We start from the raw sequence: 18,669 nt of genomic DNA, 5'->3' as shown, positions 1-18,669 counted from the left end.
CGGTGATCGCGGGGCATCCGTTGGTGTCGCAGGTGGCGGTCGTCGCGCGGGAGGACCGGCCCGGCGACAAACGCCTCGTCGCCTACGTCGTACCGCGTGAGACCGAGGCCTTCGACGCCGGTGAGCTGCGCCGGTACGCGCGCGGCCGCCTACCCGGCTTCATGGTCCCGGCCGCCATCGTGACGCTGACCGAGCTGCCCCTGACCGCCAACCGCAAACTGGACCGACGCGCCCTGCCCGCACCGGAGTACACCGCCTCCCGGCGCGGCCCGAGCAACGGGCGGGAAGAAGTCCTGTGCGCGGTCTTCACCGAGGTCCTGGGCCTGGAACGGGTCGGCATCGACGACAGCTTCTTCGACCTCGGCGGCCACTCCCTGCTCGCCACCCGGGTGATCAGCCGGGTGCGCGCACTGCTCGGCGTGGAGCTGCCCCTGCGCGTCCTGTTCGAAGGCCCCACCGTGGCACAGCTCGCCGAGCGGGTCGCGGACGCCGGAGCCGCGAGGACGGCACTGGCCCCGATGGACCGCCCCGCTGAGGTGCCGCTGTCCTTCGCCCAGCGTCGCCTGTGGTTCCTCAACCGCTTCGAAGGCGCCACGGTCTCGGCGTACAACCTGCCCATCGCCCTGCGGGTCACCGGAGCCGTGGACCAGGCGGCGCTGCGCGCGGCGATCCGCGACGTCGTCGCCCGGCACGAGTCGCTGCGCACCGTGTTCCCCGAGGGTGCCGACGGCACGCCCTTCCAGCACGTCCTCGACGTGGACGACGCCTGCCCGACCCTTCTCGCCGTGCCGCTGACCGAGGCGGAGCTGCCCCAGGCCCTGGCCGACGAGACACAGCGCGGCTTCGACCTGGCCTCCGAACCACCGCTGCGTGCCTGCCTGTTCGCGGTGGACGGCACCGCTCACGTGCTGGTCGTGGTGCTGCACCACATCGCGGGTGACGGCTGGTCGATGGCACCCCTGGCGCGCGATGTGGCGCGGGCTTACGAGGCTCGGATCGACGGGAAGGCTCCCGCGTGGGAGCCGCTGCCGGTGCAGTACGCGGACTACGCGCTGTGGCAGCGCGAACTGCTCGGCGACGAGACCGACCCGGACAGCCTGCTCGGCCGCCAGGTCGCGTACTGGCAGAACCACCTCGCCGAGCTGCCCGAACAGCTTCAGCTGCCCGTCGACCGGCCCCGCTCCGCGACGGCGTCGTACCGGGGCGGCCATGTGGCCTTCACCCTGGACGCGGACACCCACGCGGGCCTGACCGAGCTGGCCCGGGAGTCCGGCGCGAGCATGTTCATGGTGGTGCAAGCGGCGTTCGCCGCGCTGCTGTCCCGGCTGGGTGCGGGGACGGACATCCCGATCGGTTCGCCGGTGGCGGGCCGTACGGACGAGGCGCTGGACGACCTGGTCGGGTTCTTCGTGAACACGCTGGTGCTGCGCACCGACCTGTCCGGCGACCCGACCTTCCGCGAACTCGTGGACCGGGTGAGGGAAGTGGATCTCGCCGCGTACGCGCACCAGGACGTGCCGTTCGAGCACCTGGTGGAGGTCCTCAACCCGACCCGCTCCACCTCCCGGCACCCGCTGTTCCAGGTCATGCTGACCTTCCAGAACACGGAAGAGGCCGAGGTACGGCTCGAAGGCCTGGCGGTCGCGGCGGAGGCGACACCCGCCACCACGGCCAAGTTCGACCTGTCGCTGAGCGTCCGCGAGACGTCCGACCCGGACGGCACCCCCGCGGGGCTCGCCGGCACCTTCGAGTTCGCGGCCGATCTCTTCGACCGGGTGACGGTCGAACAGATGTCGGCGCGCTTCGGGCGACTGCTCGCCGCCGCCGTGGCCGACGCCGACCGCCCCGTCAGCGGCCTGGAGATCCTGTCCGCACCGGAGCGCGCGGAACTGGTCGGCGGAGTGCGGAGCCCGGACGCCGCCGACCCGCGCACACTGCCGGACCTCTTCGAGGAACAGGCGGCGCGTCACCCGGAGGCGACGGCAGTCGTCTTCGACGGAACGGAACTCACCTACGCCGAGCTGAACAAGAGAGCCAACCGCCTCGCCCGGTATCTGATCGGACACGGCGCGGGCCCCGAGACCACGGTGGCCCTGGTGCTGCCGCGCTCCGCGGACGCGGTGGTCGCGATGCTCGCGGTCCTGAAGACCGGCGCCGCCTACCTGCCGGTGGACCCGCGCTACCCGGCCGAGCGGATCACCCACATGCTGGAGGACGCTCGGCCCACCGTGGCGCTCACGAGCGAGGCACAGCGGGGGTTCTTCCCGCAGAGCACGGTCGTCGTGCTGAGGGACGTGGCGGAGGCCGTCGCCCGGGAGGCCGACGCGGACGTGCCGGACACGGCGCGACACCGCCCGCTGCTGCCCGGCCACCCCGCGTACCTGATCTACACCTCGGGCTCCACGGGCCGGCCTAAGGGCGTCGTCGTCACCCACGAGGCGGTCACCGCCCACCTGCGGTGGATGGCCCGGACCTACCCCCTCGGCGCCACGGACAAGGTGCTCGCCCGTACCTCGTTCAGCTTCGACGCCGCCGTCTGGGAGGTCTGGCTGCCGCTGCTGACCGGTGCCGCCATGCACCTGGTGAGCGCCGAGGTGGCCGCCGACCCGCACCGGCTGGCCGACCAGATCGCCGCGCACGGCGTCACGGTCGCCCAGGTCGTCCCGTCACTGCTGTCCGAGCTGTGCGCGGCCGCGGTGGCGGCGGGCACCAAGCAGGCGTCCTTGCGGCGGCTGTTCGTCGGTGGCGAACCCCTGCCCGCCGCCCTGGCCGAACTCGCCCAGGACACCTGGGGCGTGCCCTGCGTCAACCTGTATGGGCCCACCGAGTCCACCGTCCAGGTCACCCACCACGCGGCCCGGCAGGACCGCACCGGAACCGACGCCTGTCTGCCGGTCGGCCGTCCCGTGCCCGGGGTGCGTGCGTACGTCCTCGACGACGGTCTGCGGCCCGTGCCCGCGGGCGTTCCCGGCGAGCTGTACCTGGCCGGCGGCCAGCTGGCCCGCGGCTACGCGGGGCGCCCGGACCTGACCGCCGACCGCTTCGTCGCCGACCCCTACGGACCGCCCGGCGCGCGCATGTACCGCACCGGTGACCTCATGCGGCGGCGCCGCGGCGGCGAGCTGGAGTTCCTGGGCCGGGTCGACGAGCAGGTGAAACTGCGCGGCTTCCGCGTCGAGCTGGGCGAGATCGAAGCGGCGTTGACGGCGCAGTGGCAGATCTTCCAGGCCGCCGTCGTCCTCCGCGAGGACCGGCCAGGCGACCAGCGGCTCGTCGCCTATGTGCTGCCCGCCGACGGCGCCCCGCTCGACCTCGACGAACTGCGGGGCCGCCTCGCCGAGCTGCTGCCCGACTTCATGGTGCCCACGGTCTTCGTGGCCTTGGAGGCCTTCCCTCTGACGCCGAACGGCAAGCTCGACCGCCGGGCCCTGCCACGGCCCGACATGACTGCCCGCAGCGCCGGGCGAGCGCCGCGCAACCCGCAAGAGGAGGCCCTGTGCGGCCTGTTCGCGGAAGTGCTCGGCGTCACTGGGGTCGGCATCGACGACAACTTCTTCGCTCTCGGCGGCCACTCGCTGCTCGCGACGGCCCTGATCAGCAGGATCAAGACGGTCTTCGGTGTGCGGGTCTCCCTGCGGTCGCTGTTCGAGGCCCCCACCGTGGCCCGTCTGCTCCAGCGGTTCGACGGCGAGGACCCGGGCGACGGCCTGGCCCAGCTCATGCCGCTCCGCCCGGACGGCGACCGGCCCCCGCTCTTCTGCGTCCACCCCGGCAGCGGCCTGAGCTGGGCCTACGTCGGCATGCTGCAGTACCTCCACCTCGATCAGCCGGTGTACGGGCTGCAGGCGCGCGGTATCGCCGAGGAACGGGCACTGCCCGGCTCCCTGGAGGAGCTGGCCGCCGACTATGCGGCACAGATCCGCGCGGTCCAGCCGACCGGCCCGTACCACCTGCTCGGCTGGTCGTTCGGAGCCCTCGCCGCGCACGCCGTCGCGACCACGCTCCAGGAGCAGGGGGAGAGCGTCGCGTTCCTGGCGCTCCTCGACGGCTACCCGCCCAGCGGCACCGACACGGCCGACACGGTCGAAGCGGATGTTCCGGACGAGATCGACATCCTGCACGGGCTGCTGCACGACATGGGCATCCACGACGACCTGCGCGACGCGGCCGTCCCTCCGCTCCTCAAGGCGGCGGAACTGCTGCGGCACCAGGGCGGAGCCCTGACGGGACTCGACGAGAAGACGCTCGCCCGGGTCGTGGCCGTCTGTGCCAACGGCATGCGGATCTCGGCCGGCCACCGGCCCGGGGTGTTCCGCGGAGACGTGGAGTTCTTCACCGCCACCAGGGGCCGGTCGGACCGGCAGGGCGCCCACTCCCTGTGGGGCCCTTACGTGGAGGGACGCATCACCGACCACCCGGTCGACTGCGCCCACGCCGACATGACCACCGGGGCTCCCCTCAGGGAGATCTCCGCGGTGGTCGACGCGAAGCTCGCCGAGAACGAAGGCGCTCGGTGACGCCGTCCTTCGAGCCGCGCGGACCGCGCCGTACCGCCCGGCCCGGCCCGTCCGGCTCACCGATGCGGCGCCTCCTGCACTGCTGCCGTCGCTACCCCCGCACCATCGCGCTCACCGTGGCGGCAGCCGTGGCGGCCATCGCGGCCGCTGCCGCGATGCCGCTGATCAGCCGCGCCATCGTGGACCGGGTCATCGTCGCGGGCGAACTGCCGCTGCTGCCCTGCCTGCTGGCGCTCGCCGGCGCCGGACTCGTCCGCTTCGGCGCCGGCGCCGCGCAACGCTGTCTCGCGGCGCGCCTGTCCTGCGACGTCCAGCACGATCTGCGGATCCGCACGTTCGGCGCGCTGTCCCGGCTCGACGGGGCGGCCCAGGACACGCTGCCGACCGGGCAGGTGGTCAGCCGGTCGATCTACGACCTGTCCATGGCACAGGGGCTGCTCGCGCTGCTGCCCAACGTCCTCGCCAGCGTCCTGCTGCTGGTGCTGTCCCTCGCGGTCATGGTGGCCCTCTCGCCACTGCTCACCCTGGTGATGCTGCTCGTGCTGCCCCCGCTGCTGCTGACCGCCTGGCACAGCAGCAGGCGCCTGTACCCCGCCACCTTGGAGGCGCGGGAGCGCGAGGCCGCCGTCGCCTCCGTCGTCGACGGCGCGGTCACAGGGGTCCGCGTGGTGAAGGGCTTCGCCCAGGAGGAACGGGAGCTGCGGGGGCTGGGCGCCGCCGCGCACGCCCTGTTCACCGCGCGGCGGCGTGTCGTCCGCCTCAACTCCCTGTACAGCTCGACCCTGCAGGCACTGCCGCTCCTCGGCCAGGTGGGCATTCTCGCCACCGGCGGCTGGCTGGCCTCGCGGGGCTCCATCACCCTCGGCACGTTCGTGGCGTTCTCCACGTATGTCGCGCAGATCGTGTCCCCGCTGCGGGGCCTCGCCACGGTTGTCACCGGTGTCCACCAGGCGCGTGCCAGCGTCGCACGGGTCTTCGAGATGATCGACACCGGCCCGCTGGTGACGGACCGGCCCGGCGCGGCGCACCTGCCGTCCGGACCGGCCGGTGTCGAACTGGACGCCGTGATGTTCGGCTACGGCACGGAGGGCGAGGTGCCCGCGGTCCTCAACGGGGTCTCGCTGACCGTGCGGCCCGGCGAGACACTCGCCCTCGTAGGTGCGCCCGGATCCGGCAAGTCGACCCTGGCGCAGCTGCTCCCGCGGTTCTACGACGTGTGGGGCGGCGCAGTGCGCGTGGGCGGCCACGACGTCCGGGACCTGACCGCCGACTCGCTGCGCTCCGCGATCGGCGTGGTGCCGGAACACAGCATCCTCTTCACCGGCACCGTACGCGACAACATCGCCTACGGCCGTCCGGACGCCACCGAGGCAGAGGTGACCGCGGCAGCCACGGCGGCCGGAGCCGATGCGTTCGTCCGCGAGCTGCCCGACGGCTACGGCACGCGGGTCGGCGAGCGGGGCTTCACCCTCTCCGGCGGTCAGCGCCAGCGCATCGCACTGGCCCGCGCGCTGCTCACCGACCCCCGTGTCCTGCTGCTCGACGACGCCACCTCGGCCGTCGACCCCCGCACCGAGCAGGAGATCCACGCCACGCTCCGGCAGGTCATGAGGGGCCGGGCCACCCTGCTCATCGCCCGCCGCCGGGCCACCCTCCGACTCGCCGACCGGGTCGCTTTACTGGACGGCGGCCGGGTCGTCGACAGCGGTACCCACGACGAACTCCTCGCCCGCTGCCCGGCCTACCAGGCCCTACTGGCCGGCCCGGAAACGGAACCGGGCGGCGAGGCCGGGGAAAGGGTGGCCGGAAGGCCCGGGCACCGGGAGGTGGCCCTGCCGGCGGCGGCCGTGGTCGCTCCCGCGGAACCCACCGCCCCGGCCGCCCCCGAGGAGCTCGCCGACCTGACCCCGGCCGCCACTTCGCCGGCTCCCGCCGCAGAGCCCGGCTTCGGCCTGCGCAGCCTGCTGCGTCCCTTCCGCGGTGCCCTCACCCTGGGCGCCGTACTGGTTCTCCTCGACGCGCTGGGCAGCGTGTTCGTACCGCTGCTCATCCGCACCGCCATAGACGACGGCATCCGGCGGTCCGCGTCCTCCGTGCTGCTCGGAACGTCGGTCGCATCCGTCGCTGTCGTACTGGTGGGCTGGGCGGTCAGCCTGGCCCAGATCCGGACGAACGGCGTGCTCGGCGAGCGGATCCGCTATCTGCTGCGACTGCGGGGCTTCGCCCACCTCCAGCGGCTCGACCTGTCCTACTACGAGGGGGAGCTGTCCGGGCGCATCATGACCAGACTGACCGCCGACGTCGACGCGGTCGCCGCGTTCAGCCAGACCGGTTTCGCCACGGCGCTCGTCAGCCTCGTCTCCACCGTCACGGTCCTCACCGTGCTGCTCGTCCTGGACTGGCGGATGGGCCTGGTGGTGTGCGCGGCACTGCCCGTCCTGGCGGTGGCCACCGTCGTGTTCCGGCTGACGTCCGCCAAGGCGTACGACGCCGCCCGCGACAGCTCGGGCGCCATCAACGCCGAACTGCAGGAACACGTCGCGGGCCTGCGCATCGCCCAGGCGTTCCGGCAGACGGAGCGTGCCGCCGACCGGTTCGCCGGCAAGAGCGCCGCCTACCGCACCGCCCGACTGCGCGCCCAGCGTTACGCCGCTGGCTACTTCGGGCTCGTGGAGCTGCTGCCGGCGGCGAGCGGCGGATGCGTGCTGGCCCTCGGGGCGGGACGGGTCCGCTCCGGCGCCCTGACCCTCGGACTGCTCGTGGTGTTCCTGCTCTACGTCGATGTCCTCTTCGCCTCGGTGCTCCAGCTCTCGCAGGTCTTCGACGGCTACCAGCAGGCGTCCGTGGGGCTGCGCCGAATCCAGGACCTCTTCCGCACCCCGAGCGGCACACCCGGAGCGGAACACCCCGTGCCGGTGCGGCAGGTGGCCGGCGCCATCGAACTGGCGGACGTCCGCTACCGCTACCCGGGCGCCGCGCGGGACGCGGTCCACGACGTACGGCTGAGCATCCCGGCCGGGCAGACGGTCGCGCTGGTCGGCAAGACCGGAGCGGGCAAGTCCACGCTCGTGAAACTGGTCGGGCGGTTCTACGACGTGACCTCCGGTGCCGTCCGGGTCGACGGGCACGACCTGCGCACCCTGGAACTCGGGGACTACCGGCGCCGACTCGGCATCGTCCCCCAGGAGACACACCTCTCGGGCGGCACGGTGCACGACGCCATCGCCTACGGCCGCCCCGCCGCGACGGAGACCGAGGTGATCGCCGCGGCCCGCGCCGTCGGCGCCCACGACCTGCTGTCCCGGCTCCCCGGCGGCTACCGGCACCCGGTCGGGGAGGGCGGCCGGAACCTCTCCGCAGGCCAGCGACAGCTCATCGCTCTCGCCCGCGCCCGACTCGTCGACCCGGACGTCCTCCTGCTCGACGAGGCCACCTCCGCGCTCGACCCGGCGACCGAGGCGGCCGTGTCCGGTGCCGTGGCCCGGCTGACCGCCAGCCGCACCTCACTGCTGGTGGCACACCGACTGACCACCGCGGCCCGCGCGGACCGCATCCTCGTGATGGACGGCGGCACCGTCGTGGAGGACGGAAGCCACGATCAGCTCATCGCCCGCGACGGGTATTACGCGGGCCTGTGGAACGCCGCCCTATCAGGGCGCGATCGGGAGGGATCCCCGGTCACCCGGTGACGCGGCCGGTGAGGGACGATGCGAAGAACGCGGTCAGTGCGTCGTTCACCGACCGCGGGTCCTCCAGATATCCGAAGTGCCCGCAATGCGGAATCTCGACGTAGTGGCAGTCTTCGACCGCCTGGGCCACCTCCCGGCCCAGGTGAGGCGGTGTGACGATGTCGTCGCCGAACGAGATCACCGCGCAGGGCACTCGAATGCCTCCGTAGTCCCTCAGGCGGTTCGGGATGAGCGTGCTCTCCAGCTGGTACCGGTAGCCGTCGCTCGTGTCGAGCGGTCCTTCCATGAGGGCCATCCAGTTCTCGGCCCTGGAGTCGTCCCGCAGGGTGGACTGGGACAGGTTCTGCATCGCCCGCAGCACCCCGCGGTGGGCGGCCGAGACGGTGGGCCCGCCGCGGCTCTGCTCGATCTCGGCCGTCACCATGGCATGGCGCATGGCATCGGTGCGGCCACGGGTGGCCATGAAGACGGCCTGGCACAGCAGACCGGGACGGCGTAGGGCGAGTTCCTGCGCGACGATGGCGCCCAACGACACCCCCACCACCCGGCAGGGGGCCAGACCGAGGCCCTCGATGAGGCGGGCGGCGTCCTCGACCATGTCCTTCAGGCCGAAGGGCTTGCTGGGCCCAGGTCCGCCGCCCCGGTGGTCGAAGGTCACCGTCTGGTAGCCGGCCCGCAGCAGAGTCGGCACCTGGTGGGCGTCCCAGGCCCTGGCCCGTCCACCGCTCCCCGTGATCAGCAGGACGGGTTCGCCCGCACCCTTGCGGGTATAGACGAGGTCGACGTCTCCACTGCGCAGCTCAGGCATGATCGCTCCCGTTGTCCCGGCCGGTGAGTTGGGTCGGCACGGCCGACGCGATGCCTTCGAAGATCTCCTCGTCGGCGTCGAACATGGAGTCCGGGACGGGCCAGTGGACGACGATCTCGGTGAAGCCCAGCTCGGCGTGGCGTCCGGCGAAGTCGACGAAGGCATCGACGGACCGGAGCGGACTGCCGCCGCTGAAGCCTGTCAGCAGGATCCGCTCGATGTCCTGCGCCGCTCGTCCTTGCTCGGCAAGCGCCTTGTCCAGGTTCTCGACCTGCTCGGTGATCGTGGCGCGGAACTGCTGCTCGTCGCCGTCGGGCAGCCGCGGGTCGCCCAGGGTCACCCATGCCTGCCCGTAGCGGGCTGTCAGCTCCATGCCCCGCGGCCCCGTGGCGGCCACCGCGAACGGCAGCCGTGGGCTCTGGACACACCCGGGCAGGTTGTACGCCTCGTGGGCGCGGTAGAACCGGCCGTCGTGCGAGACGGGGGAGTCCCTCAGGAGCCGGTCGAGAAGTCCGACGAACTCCTCGAACCGGGCCGCCCGTTCACGCAGCGACCACGTCGGACGCCCCAGGGCTGTGGTGTCGAAGCCGTTCGCCCCGGCGCCGACTCCCAACGTGACGCGCCCTCCCGAGAGGTCGTCGAGGGACATGAGTTCCTTGGCGAACGGCACCGGGTGACGGAAGTTGGGGGAGGCGACGAGCGTGCCCAGCCGCATGGACCGGGTGACCGCCGCGGCCGCGGCCAGCGTGGGCACGGCACCGAACCAGGTGCCGTCGCGCAGACTGCGCCACGACAGGTGGTCGTAGGTGTAGGCGGCGTGGAACCTGAGTTCCTCGGCATGCCGCCATCTGCGGCCGCCGCCCTCGCTCCAGCGCCGGGTGGGCAAGATGACGGTACTCAGCCGCACAGGGGTCCCCCTCGGACGCGGTTCTCGGCTACGGACGCAGCACGGCCTTGAGCACGGAGCCCTCGCCTACGTGCCGCAGGGCCCCTTCGCACTCCGTCATCGGGTACTCGGTAACCAGGTTCTCGAGGTCGAACCGTGCGCTGAGAGCCGGCAGCAGATTCACGTAGGCGACCAGATGGGCACCGGTGAAGCCCCAGGAGCCGAAGAGGGAGAGCTGGCGGTGGACGAGCTGGTGCGGGTTGATGTCGATCTCGCCACGGTCGGTGTACTGTCCCACGACGAGGTAGGAGCCGCCACGCCGTGCCATGGCGATGCCCTGGGGGATGGCGTTCGGAGCCCCCGCGCACTCGATGACGAGGTCGGCGCCGTAGCCTCCGGTCACTGCGCGGACCTCGTCGAGTACGGCCGTGGCGTCCGGGGCGTCGACGATGTCGAGGTGGAGGTCACCGATGCCGAGTCCCTCGGCGACCGCGAGGCGGGCCTCGGGGCCGCCCACCACGATCACCCGGGCTGCCCCGGCCAGCTGGGCCATGGCGGCGGCGGCGAGCCCCACCGGTCCGCTGCCCTGGACCACGACCGTCTCGCCGAGCCTGACGGGACGCCGGCCGTACAGGGCGTGCACCATGGTGGGCCCGGCACAGGCCAGTGACATCGCCGCCGACGGGCTCACGCCCGCCGGGATCCTGACCAGGCTCGTGCCGGCGCGCAGGACCATGCGTTGCGACCACGACCCGGACGGGCCGGGGGCGTCCGACACCGGGATGTTGACGCCGTAGGTGGTACGCCGTTCGCACAGGGTCGGTTCCTCGTGCATACGGCAGGGGACACAGGCACCGCAGGAGATCGAGGACGCCCACATCACGGTGTCGCCGACGCCCAGGGCGTCGCCGTTGGCGTCCCGCAGGCCACCGGAGCCGATCCGCTCCACCGTTCCGAGTCCCTCGTGTCCGAGGACCACGGGCGTGGGGATGTCCAGCCGTCCGTTCCACAGGTGCGCGTCGGTGCCGCAGATTCCGCCGTACTCCACCTTGACCTGGACTTCCCCGGGGCCGACCTCGGTGACGTCCAGCTCTTCCAGGCAGAGGGGCTCGCCGAAGGCACGCAGGACTACGGACCGGGAGGTCTTGGGAAGAACGTCAGTCATTTCCATCCACTACTCGGGACCGGATCGGGGAAGGGCCGCGGTAGGAACCCTAGGGGCGCGCTTTATCGACGCTGTATCAGTCGCCGGACCGGGCCCTCGTCCTCGGGCACCGGGATGCCGGAGTGCGAAGCGTGCGCGATAACGAGACGAAAGCTGTGCGACCTACCTTCTGAGCTGGCGTGATGACGGTCGGACTGCACTAGGAGTCAGCGGCATGGTGGGAACGGCGAGGCACGGTTCGTCCGGGACGACCGGCAGGTGAGGAACGAGACGAAGGCGTCCGGACCGGCAGGCCTCACGGACCGGGGCGGCACCCTGTGCGAGTCCTTCGCCGTGTTGGCACGGGAACAGGGAGACCGCACCGCGCTGATCGACGGGGCGAGGCGCTACTCCTACCGCACCCTGGACGAGGTCTCGAACGCCTGGGCCCGGGAGCTGACGCGACGCGGAGTCGCGGCAGCGGGTGACACGGTTCCCGTCGTGATGCCGCGTTCGGCGGAGCTGGTCGCGGCGATACTCGCCATCCTCAAGACAGGCGCCGCGTACTCGCTGATCGCCCCGGAGTGGCCTCGCGCCCGGCAGGAGGATCTGGTGCAGCTGCTGGCCGCCCCTGTCGTCGTGACGACCGGGGCGACCCGGTGGGACCTCCCCACCTTCGTCCCCCCGCCCGTCGAGCGGGCGGAGCGGCTGCCCACGTCCCCTGCCGTACCCGCCGTCCTCCCCGACGCCCCAGCCACCGTCTTCTTCACCTCCGGCAGCACGGGCGTGCCGAAGGCGGTGGTGTCACCGCACCGGGCCACCGTCAGCCTCTTCGCCGATCCGGTGTTCCGCGGTTTCGCGCCGGGAGCCGTCATGCCGCTGGCCGCGGCCCTTCCCTGGGACGCCTTCAGTCTCGAACTGTGGGGCATGCTGCTGTCCGGCGGAACGTCGGTTCTGGTCGACGGCCCCTACCTGCTTCCCCCCTCGCTCCGGACGCTGATCGCCGATCACCGGGTGAACATCCTGTGGCTCACCGCCTCGCTGTTCAACATGTTCGTCGAGGAGGACCTGGACTGCTTCACCGGTCTCGAACGCCTCTTCATCGGCGGCGAACGTCTCTCACCGGGGCATGTGCGCAGGTTCCTGGCGGCCCACCCCGCCATCACGCTGGTCAACGGGTACGGGCCCGTGGAGAGCACGGTCTTCGCGACGGTGCACGAGATCACGCCCGAGGACTGCTCACGCGAGAACGGAATCCCCATCGGCAGGGCCGTGGCCGGCCGGCGCCTCCAGGTGCTCCGGGACGGCAAGCCCTGCGCAACAGGCCAGCCCGGCGAGCTGTTCATCGCCGGCGACGGCCTGGCGCTCTCCTATCACGGGCAACCCGGGCTCACCGAGGAACGCTTCGTCCCAGCCGGCGGTCCCGGGCCTGCGGAACGCATGTACAGAACGGGCGACCTGGTCTCCGCCGACGCGGCCGGAGTGCTCCATTTCCACGGGCGCATCGGCCGGCAGGTGAAGCTCCGCGGACACCGCGTTGAACTGGCGGAGATCGAGACGCTGGTCCGGAAGTCGCCGGGCGTGACTGACTGTGCCGCCGTCCCCCGCACGGACGCCGATGGCACCTGCGTCGGCATCGCTGTCTTCTACACCACGGACCACCCGGCCGGCCCGCGGCCCGACGAACTCCGGCGCGCCATGACCGCTCGCGTGCCGGGACATCTCGTCCCGGACCACCTCGCACACGTCGACACCTTCCCGCTCTCCGCGAACGGCAAGGCCGACCACCGGCAACTGGCCGCGCAACTGGGCGCCTCGTCGCCACCCTTGCCCCAGGCCGCCGCGGCGCACGACGCGACAGCCGACGATCAGCTGGAAGCCGTCGTCCGTTCCGCGTTCGCGGAGGTGCTGCATCGCGAGAGCGTGGAATCCGATGCGTCGTTCTTCGCGCTCGGAGGCACCTCCCTGGACGCCGGCCGACTGTGCACCAAACTGGGGGCGCGGCTGGGGGAGCCGGTCCCGATCTCGCTGATCATGGCCCACCCGACGCTCGGCGGCCTCCTGGACGAACTGCGCCGCTCGCGACCGGACGCGCCCCGGCCCGCGACGGCCGGTCCAGGGACCACCTCGCCGCACCGGGCGGTGGAACTCGTGGGCATGCAGGCGGGTTTCGCGATGGGGCACGAATTCCACCCCGAGGACCCGGCACCGCTCTGCCCCTCCTTCTGGAGGATCGACGGCCCCCTGGACCTCGATGCCCTGGCCGCGGCCGTGCACGACGTGGGACAGCGCCATGAGGCCTTGGGAGCCGCCTACCAGGCCGTGCCCAGACCTCGTGCGGTCGTGGGCGCGGCGGAGGCACGCGTCTCCCTGCACGTCCTGCCCGCGGCGGCCGGTGAGGCCGAAGCCGTCCGCCGACTGAGGGAGTGCGTGCTCGCACCGCTGAGCATCGAGAGCGGAGAGGTGTGGAGGTGCGCGTCCATCGCCTGCGCCGCCACGCACTTCTTCGCGCTCTGTGTCCATCACGTCGCCTTCGACGCCTGGTCGCAGCGGATCCTCCGCGAGGAGCTGGCCCTTGCCTATACGGCTCGTCGCGCGGGCCAGGAGCCGAACTTCGGCCGCGCCCCGGCCCGACTTGCGGACGTCGCCCGGGAACGCGCGCTGCAACTCCCCCCGGACCGGCTGACCAGGCAGCTCGCGTTCTGGTCGCAGGCGCTCACCGGGCTGCCGCCGCTCGACTTCGGCCGGCCACCGCGATCACTGGGCCTCGCCCTCGAACGCGCCGAAGCATCCTTCTCGCTGGCGGCGGCGGACGCCGCCGCGCTCGAAAAAGCAGCGGCCGAATCCGGCACGACGTTGTTCACCCTGCTCCTGGCCGCCTACGCCGCGGCACTCCACCGCACCCTGGGACAGGACACGTTCGGCATCGGCGTACCGGTCGCCAAGCGCGACATCCCCTCGGCCGACAGCTTCGTGGGCTGCCTGATCAACACGCTGTGCATCCCGTTCCGTCGCCTGGACCAAGACTTCCCGTCGGTGCTGCTAGGCACCCGCGACACCGTGATGAAGGCGTTCGCCGCCCAGGACGTGCCCTTCACCAACGTGGTCGGAGCCGTCCGGCCTGCACGCTCGGACCGCAACCCGCTGTTCCAGACCATGTTCGCCCTTCAGGACGTCGACCAGGAGCAGCTGGACTTTCCGGACTGCCGGGTCACCGGCATCGACGCCGGACACCCACGCTCCATGCACGAACTCGTCGTGGAAGCCTGGCCGCGGCCCGACGGCACTTTGCGGGTCACGTTCGGCCATCAGCCGGAACGCGTTTCCGCGCAGACCGCCCGCGCCGTGCGGAAGACCTACCACAAGCTCCTTGCAGAGCTGGTCACGGACTACGAGACCACCGCACGACGTCACACAGCTTATTAGGGAGCAGCGGCCGTGGGGCTTTCGTTCTGGGAAGATCCTTACCCCGTCTACAAGAATTTCCAGAAGCGTTCCAGTGTGTACTGGGACGACATGCTGGAAGTCTGGGTGGTCACCGGACGGAACGCGGTGAACTCCGTGCTGCGTTCACCGGAAGTGTCCTCGGACTGGCTTCGGCTGAACGCCGGGCAGTCGGCCGCCCGCGACTTCCCCGAACTGGAACGGATGCTGCTCGGCTGGTTCATGCTCATGGATCCACCGGGTCACACCCGGCTCCGCCGGACCATGCAGTCCTTCTTCGCCCGCACGCGTGTGGAGAGCCTCGCCGACGCATTCCGGGACGTCGTCGCCGCGCAGCTGGAACTGCTCCGCCCGCTCGACAGCGTGGACGTCGCGAACGACTTCGCCACCCCGGTCGCCAGCGGCGTTCTCGCCCGCGTTCTCGATGTGCCGGTCGACGTCATATCCACGGCGGCCGTACACATGGGAGCGATCGCGAGCTTCTTGGCCTTTCCGCACAAAAGAGATTTCGCGGCACAGGCGGCTGACGCCGTCGGCCGGCTCGACGACCTCTACCGTGTGCTCGCCCCGGATCTCTCGCCGGACAGCGCCCTGTTCCCCCTGGCCGGCGACGACCCGACGGCGGCCGAGGACACCTACCTGCACACCGCCCACCTCCTCTCCTTCGCCGGTCAGGAGACCACGGCCGGGCTCATCGCGACCGGGCTGCTGCACCTGCTGAGCGCACCCGATCTCTACAAGGAAGTGGCCGCGGGACAGGCCGAACCCGAGGCGGTCGTCGAGGAACTGCTGCGCTTCGACACGCCCGTTCCTCAGGTCCCCCGGGTCGCGGTGTCCGACCTGACCGTAGACGGGCACACCATCCGGGCGGGTGACCGCATGCTGGTGCTGCTGGCCGCGGCCAACCGGGACTGGCAGAACTCCGCAGACGCCGACGGCCTCGACTTCACGGGGAACCGGAGGCACATGGCCTTCGGAGTCGGAGTCCACTACTGTCTCGGCGCTCCGATCGCCCGCAGAGCCGCGCAGACGGCGATCTCCCAGTGGACGGCTGCCTTCCCCGCGGCCCGGCTCTCGCCGGAGACAGTTCGGTGGGCGGTCGGCACCGGCTACCGGAGACTCGAATCCGCCCTCGTCCGGCCTTCCTGAACCCTCGTGCCCGACAGCGCGCCTCCCACAGACGCACTCGCTTCGCTCCCCGAGAGACACGTAAGGAAAGAGAGAACGACATGGACAACTCGCTCGATGCGGTGATCGAGATCTACGCGAAGGTCGTCGGAACGTCCGAGGTCGGTGCGGAATCCGACTTCTTCGAGATCGGCGGTCATTCCCTGCTGGTCATGGAGGTCATCTCGCTGCTGCGCACCGAGCACGGAATGACCGTCCCGGCACGGCAGTTCCTGACGGACGCCCGCGCGCAGGCGGTAGCGGCGGCCTGCGCCGCGGTGGAAAGCGCGTGAGCGCCTCGACGGGGCGCAACGGCATCCGCTCCGTGCCCGAGATGGTGCTGGAGCAGGCGCGACGGCAGCCCGATGCGCCGGCCCTGAAGAGCGACGGGAAGCGGACCACGTACCGCGCGCTGGTGGAGCGAGCCGCCGGCCTCGCCCGTGCCCTGACCCGGAGCGGTGTCCGGCCGGGCGCGGTGGTCGCGATCCACCTGGAGCGCGGCGTCGCAGTGCCGGCCGCCCAGCTCGGCATCTGGCTCATGGGAGGAATCTGCCTCACGCTGCCTCCCGGTATGCCGCGCGGCCGGCTGGAGGCGATCCTGGCCGATGCCGCTCCGGAAGCTGTCGTCGGGGATTCCTCCGGCGCTGTGGACGCCGAGCTGCCCGGCGTGCCCCGGGTGATCGACCTGGCGGCCTGCGCCGTGGTGCCACCGGACGCGTCCGGTGTGTCCGCAGGCAGCGCGTACCTCATCCACACCTCGGGATCGACGGGGGTCCCGAAGGGCGTGCTCGTCGGACACGAGTCCTTCGCGCTGCTGGCGCGGTGGCACGGGGACACCTACGGCGTGACGCCCGGGGACAGGGCTTCATCGATCGCGGCCATGTCGTTCGACGCCTTCATGTGGGAGACCTGGCCGTACCTCTGCCACGGGGCGTCCGTCCACTTCGCGCCGGACGAACTGAAGCTGGCGCCCTGGGAACTCGGCGACTGGTACCGGGAACAGGCCATCGACCTGTCGTTTCTGCCGACTCCGCTGGCCGAGGCGTATCTGCGGCACGGCACCCGCTTCGGACAGCTGCGCTGCCTGCTGACCGGCGGGGACAGACTGCGCCTGTGGGACGGGCACCCCCTGCGGCGCTTCGTCAACCACTACGGCCCCACGGAGACGACCGTGGTCGCCACCAGCTACGAGGTGGCGCCGAGGAGCACCGGCCCCGTCCCGATCGGCCGGGCGATCGACTCGGCCCGGACCATGGTGCTCGACGGCCAGCGACAGGCCGGGACCGGTGCCGCCGGAGAACTCCTCGTCGGCGGCGCATGCCTGGCTCTCGGCTACTGGCGGAACCGGGCGGCCACCGAGAGAAGTTTCGTGCGCGTCACCGGCTCCGCGGGAAGGTGGTATCGCACAGGTGATTTGGTTCGCCGCAACGACGAGGGCGAACTGGAGTTCCTCGGTCGGATCGACCGGCAGATCAAGGTTCGTGGCGTGCGGGTGGAGCCGGGGGAGATCGAGGGCGTGCTGGGCCGGTATCCCGGGGTGAACGACGTCGTGGTCGACTGGAATCAGGACCAGTCCCTGCTCACGGCTTACGTGGTCGGTGCTCCCGACGGCGTCGACCGCCGCTCGGCCTCTGCACTCAAGCAGTTCATGCTTCGGCATCTTCCTTCCGAAATGGTGCCCCAAACCTATGTTTTCGTGGAGAGCATTCCCATGACGGTGCATGGGAAGATTGATCGGATATCTCTCCTGCGAACTCCCTGAGCATCTTCCGCGCGGCGAGACCTGCCATTTCTCGTACCGCCCGGCTTTCAGTAGGTCCGCCGGGGAACGGAGGATCTCCCGTGATCGGGGTGGTGAAGGAACTGGAGCGCTCAGTAACTGGTCATGCGGTTGAGAGTCGAGATATGAGTTGACGGTGTACGTCGCTGCGGCCGCTGTACTCGAATGTTCCGGCGCTTGAGTCTGCAGCATGTCCAGGGAGTAGTCGAGCTTCGTGCCCTCGAGGACCTCTGCCAATCCGCGGGCATCTTCAGTTCCTCTTGGACTGTCCCGGCAAAGCCTCCAGCGCAGCTCGTCAGAGGTGGGACGCAGATGGGAGAAGGCAGAAGCACCCCCTTCCTTGCGTCTCCGGTGGCGGCCTGACGGATCGTCACTCCTCCCAGGAACGCCAGCCGTCCTCGTCGTCGCTCCGCCACAGGCCGATCCCGCGGTCGCGCAGCGCCGCACGCAACTCGTGCGGTGCCAGCCAGGAATGGAGCGGGACGAGGCCGGTGGTGTGGAGCCGGCCCGCCAGCAGGTGGTCGACGGCTATGCCGGCGAGCAGTGAGGGAATGCGACCGCCGGCCTGCCGGGCCGTCATGCTCAGCCGGCGGAGGGGCAGCCCGCCGCGCTCCCCGCTCACGGTGACCGTGAAGCCGCCTGCCTCGTCGCCGACCCGGCCGACGAGCCATGAAACCGCGCGCACCAGCGGGTTCCAGCGCCGGGTGGCGCGGGGCCGCCCGGTGCGGGCCCGGAGTGCGGCGAAGAAACCCAAAGCGCGGTTGACGGCGGTGAATTCGGTACCCGCCTTGAAAGCGATCGTGCGGGCACCACACAGGTCGGCCAGGGCGTCCAGATCGGCCGTCTCGTACACCTGGTGGACCAGCCGTCTGCTGACCGGCGGCGGGAACACTGTCCACTCGGGCTCGGACCAGCCGCGCAACCACGGTGGGAACGCCCCCGCGAGGAGCGGTGAACTGGAGCCCGGTGCCGTGCATCATCGCCGAACATCGCCGGGCCGCGGTGCCGCCGGGTGTCCGGAGCGGCACAGCACAGGATGCCGTCGACATGGCCCATGCCGTGTGCGAGGTCGTGGACGATCAGTGCCTGGAGGCCCGGTACGAGGGACGCCCGTCTGGACGTGGCCCTCCGCCCCGCCGAAGGCTTCGCCGTCGCGGTGGTCGGCCTGGCCGGCTAGATCCTCGGACCGTTCGGCTGGCTGTGGCTGGCCCTCACCGGCGAGTGGCCCCTGGCC

General features: G+C 71.4%; 10 protein-coding genes. 6 read left to right on the top strand and 4 right to left on the bottom strand.

The features are described from left to right. Positions 1-2 precede the first annotated feature (2 nt). Both ABZ876_RS27615 and ABZ876_RS27610 read left to right on the top strand, forming a co-directional pair. Positions 3-4,517, top strand: coding sequence for an amino acid adenylation domain-containing protein (locus tag ABZ876_RS27615; RefSeq protein ID WP_361786705.1), 4,515 nt, complete (start codon positions 3-5; stop codon positions 4,515-4,517). Beyond that, a complete protein-coding gene (locus ABZ876_RS27610; RefSeq protein ID WP_361786702.1) occupies positions 4,514-8,206 on the top strand; it encodes an ABC transporter ATP-binding protein in 3,693 nt (1,230 codons plus the stop codon). The genes ABZ876_RS27615 and ABZ876_RS27610 overlap by 4 nt, the downstream gene beginning before the upstream one ends. Here ABZ876_RS27610 and ABZ876_RS27605 read toward each other — a convergent pair. From ABZ876_RS27605 to ABZ876_RS27595, 3 genes are read right to left on the bottom strand one after another with little or no spacing between them, the layout of a single operon-like run. Next, positions 8,196-9,014: an alpha/beta hydrolase gene (locus ABZ876_RS27605; RefSeq protein ID WP_361786699.1), complete on the bottom strand. Its 819-nt coding sequence runs from the start codon at positions 9,012-9,014 to the stop codon at positions 8,196-8,198. The genes ABZ876_RS27610 and ABZ876_RS27605 overlap by 11 nt on opposite strands. After that, on the bottom strand, positions 9,007-9,921 hold the full coding sequence (locus tag ABZ876_RS27600; RefSeq protein ID WP_361786696.1) for an LLM class flavin-dependent oxidoreductase: 915 nt from the start codon (positions 9,919-9,921) through the stop codon (positions 9,007-9,009). The genes ABZ876_RS27605 and ABZ876_RS27600 overlap by 8 nt, the downstream gene beginning before the upstream one ends. Before the next feature lie 28 nt (positions 9,922-9,949). Beyond that, complete coding sequence (locus ABZ876_RS27595) at positions 9,950-11,065, bottom strand: zinc-binding dehydrogenase (RefSeq protein ID WP_361786693.1); 1,116 nt, start codon at positions 11,063-11,065, stop codon at positions 9,950-9,952. Positions 11,066-11,323: 258 nt separating this feature from the next. Here ABZ876_RS27595 and ABZ876_RS27590 point away from each other — a divergent pair, with 258 nt between their 5' ends. From ABZ876_RS27590 to ABZ876_RS27575, 4 genes are all read left to right on the top strand, one after another. Further along, on the top strand, positions 11,324-14,470 hold the full coding sequence (locus ABZ876_RS27590; RefSeq protein ID WP_361786690.1) for an amino acid adenylation domain-containing protein: 3,147 nt from the start codon (positions 11,324-11,326) through the stop codon (positions 14,468-14,470). 12 nt (positions 14,471-14,482) lie between these two features. Next, on the top strand, positions 14,483-15,637 hold the full coding sequence (locus ABZ876_RS27585; RefSeq protein WP_361786687.1) for a cytochrome P450: 1,155 nt from the start codon (positions 14,483-14,485) through the stop codon (positions 15,635-15,637). Positions 15,638-15,717: 80 nt separating this feature from the next. Beyond that, positions 15,718-15,948, top strand: coding sequence for a phosphopantetheine-binding protein (locus ABZ876_RS27580; protein WP_361786684.1), 231 nt, complete (start codon positions 15,718-15,720; stop codon positions 15,946-15,948). Next, positions 15,945-17,417 (top strand): amino acid adenylation domain-containing protein, encoded by a 1,473-nt coding sequence (locus tag ABZ876_RS27575; protein ID WP_361786681.1) that lies wholly within the window; start codon positions 15,945-15,947, stop codon positions 17,415-17,417. The genes ABZ876_RS27580 and ABZ876_RS27575 overlap by 4 nt, the downstream gene beginning before the upstream one ends. Before the next feature lie 388 nt (positions 17,418-17,805). On the opposite strand, the gene ABZ876_RS27570 is transcribed toward ABZ876_RS27575, so the two are convergent. Continuing rightward, positions 17,806-18,357 (bottom strand): hypothetical protein, encoded by a 552-nt coding sequence (locus ABZ876_RS27570; protein WP_361786678.1) that lies wholly within the window; start codon positions 18,355-18,357, stop codon positions 17,806-17,808. Between the last annotated feature and the right edge of the window lie 312 nt (positions 18,358-18,669).

The sequence above is a fragment of the Streptomyces sp. NPDC046931 genome, from assembly GCF_040644655.1.
GTDB lineage: Bacteria > Actinomycetota > Actinomycetes > Streptomycetales > Streptomycetaceae > Streptomyces.
This window is presented reverse-complemented; position numbering and strand designations above follow the sequence as displayed.

Bases quoted from the DNA above. Each gene is read 5' to 3' on its own strand.
- ABZ876_RS27605 (WP_361786699.1), bottom strand. From the start codon at position 9,014: ATGCCTGAGCTGCGCAGTGGAGACGTCGACCTCGTCTATACCCGCAAG.
- ABZ876_RS27595 (WP_361786693.1), bottom strand. From the start codon at position 11,065: ATGACTGACGTTCTTCCCAAGACCTCCCGGTCCGTAGTCCTGCGTGCC.
- ABZ876_RS27580 (WP_361786684.1), top strand. From the start codon at position 15,718: ATGGACAACTCGCTCGATGCGGTGATCGAGATCTACGCGAAGGTCGTC.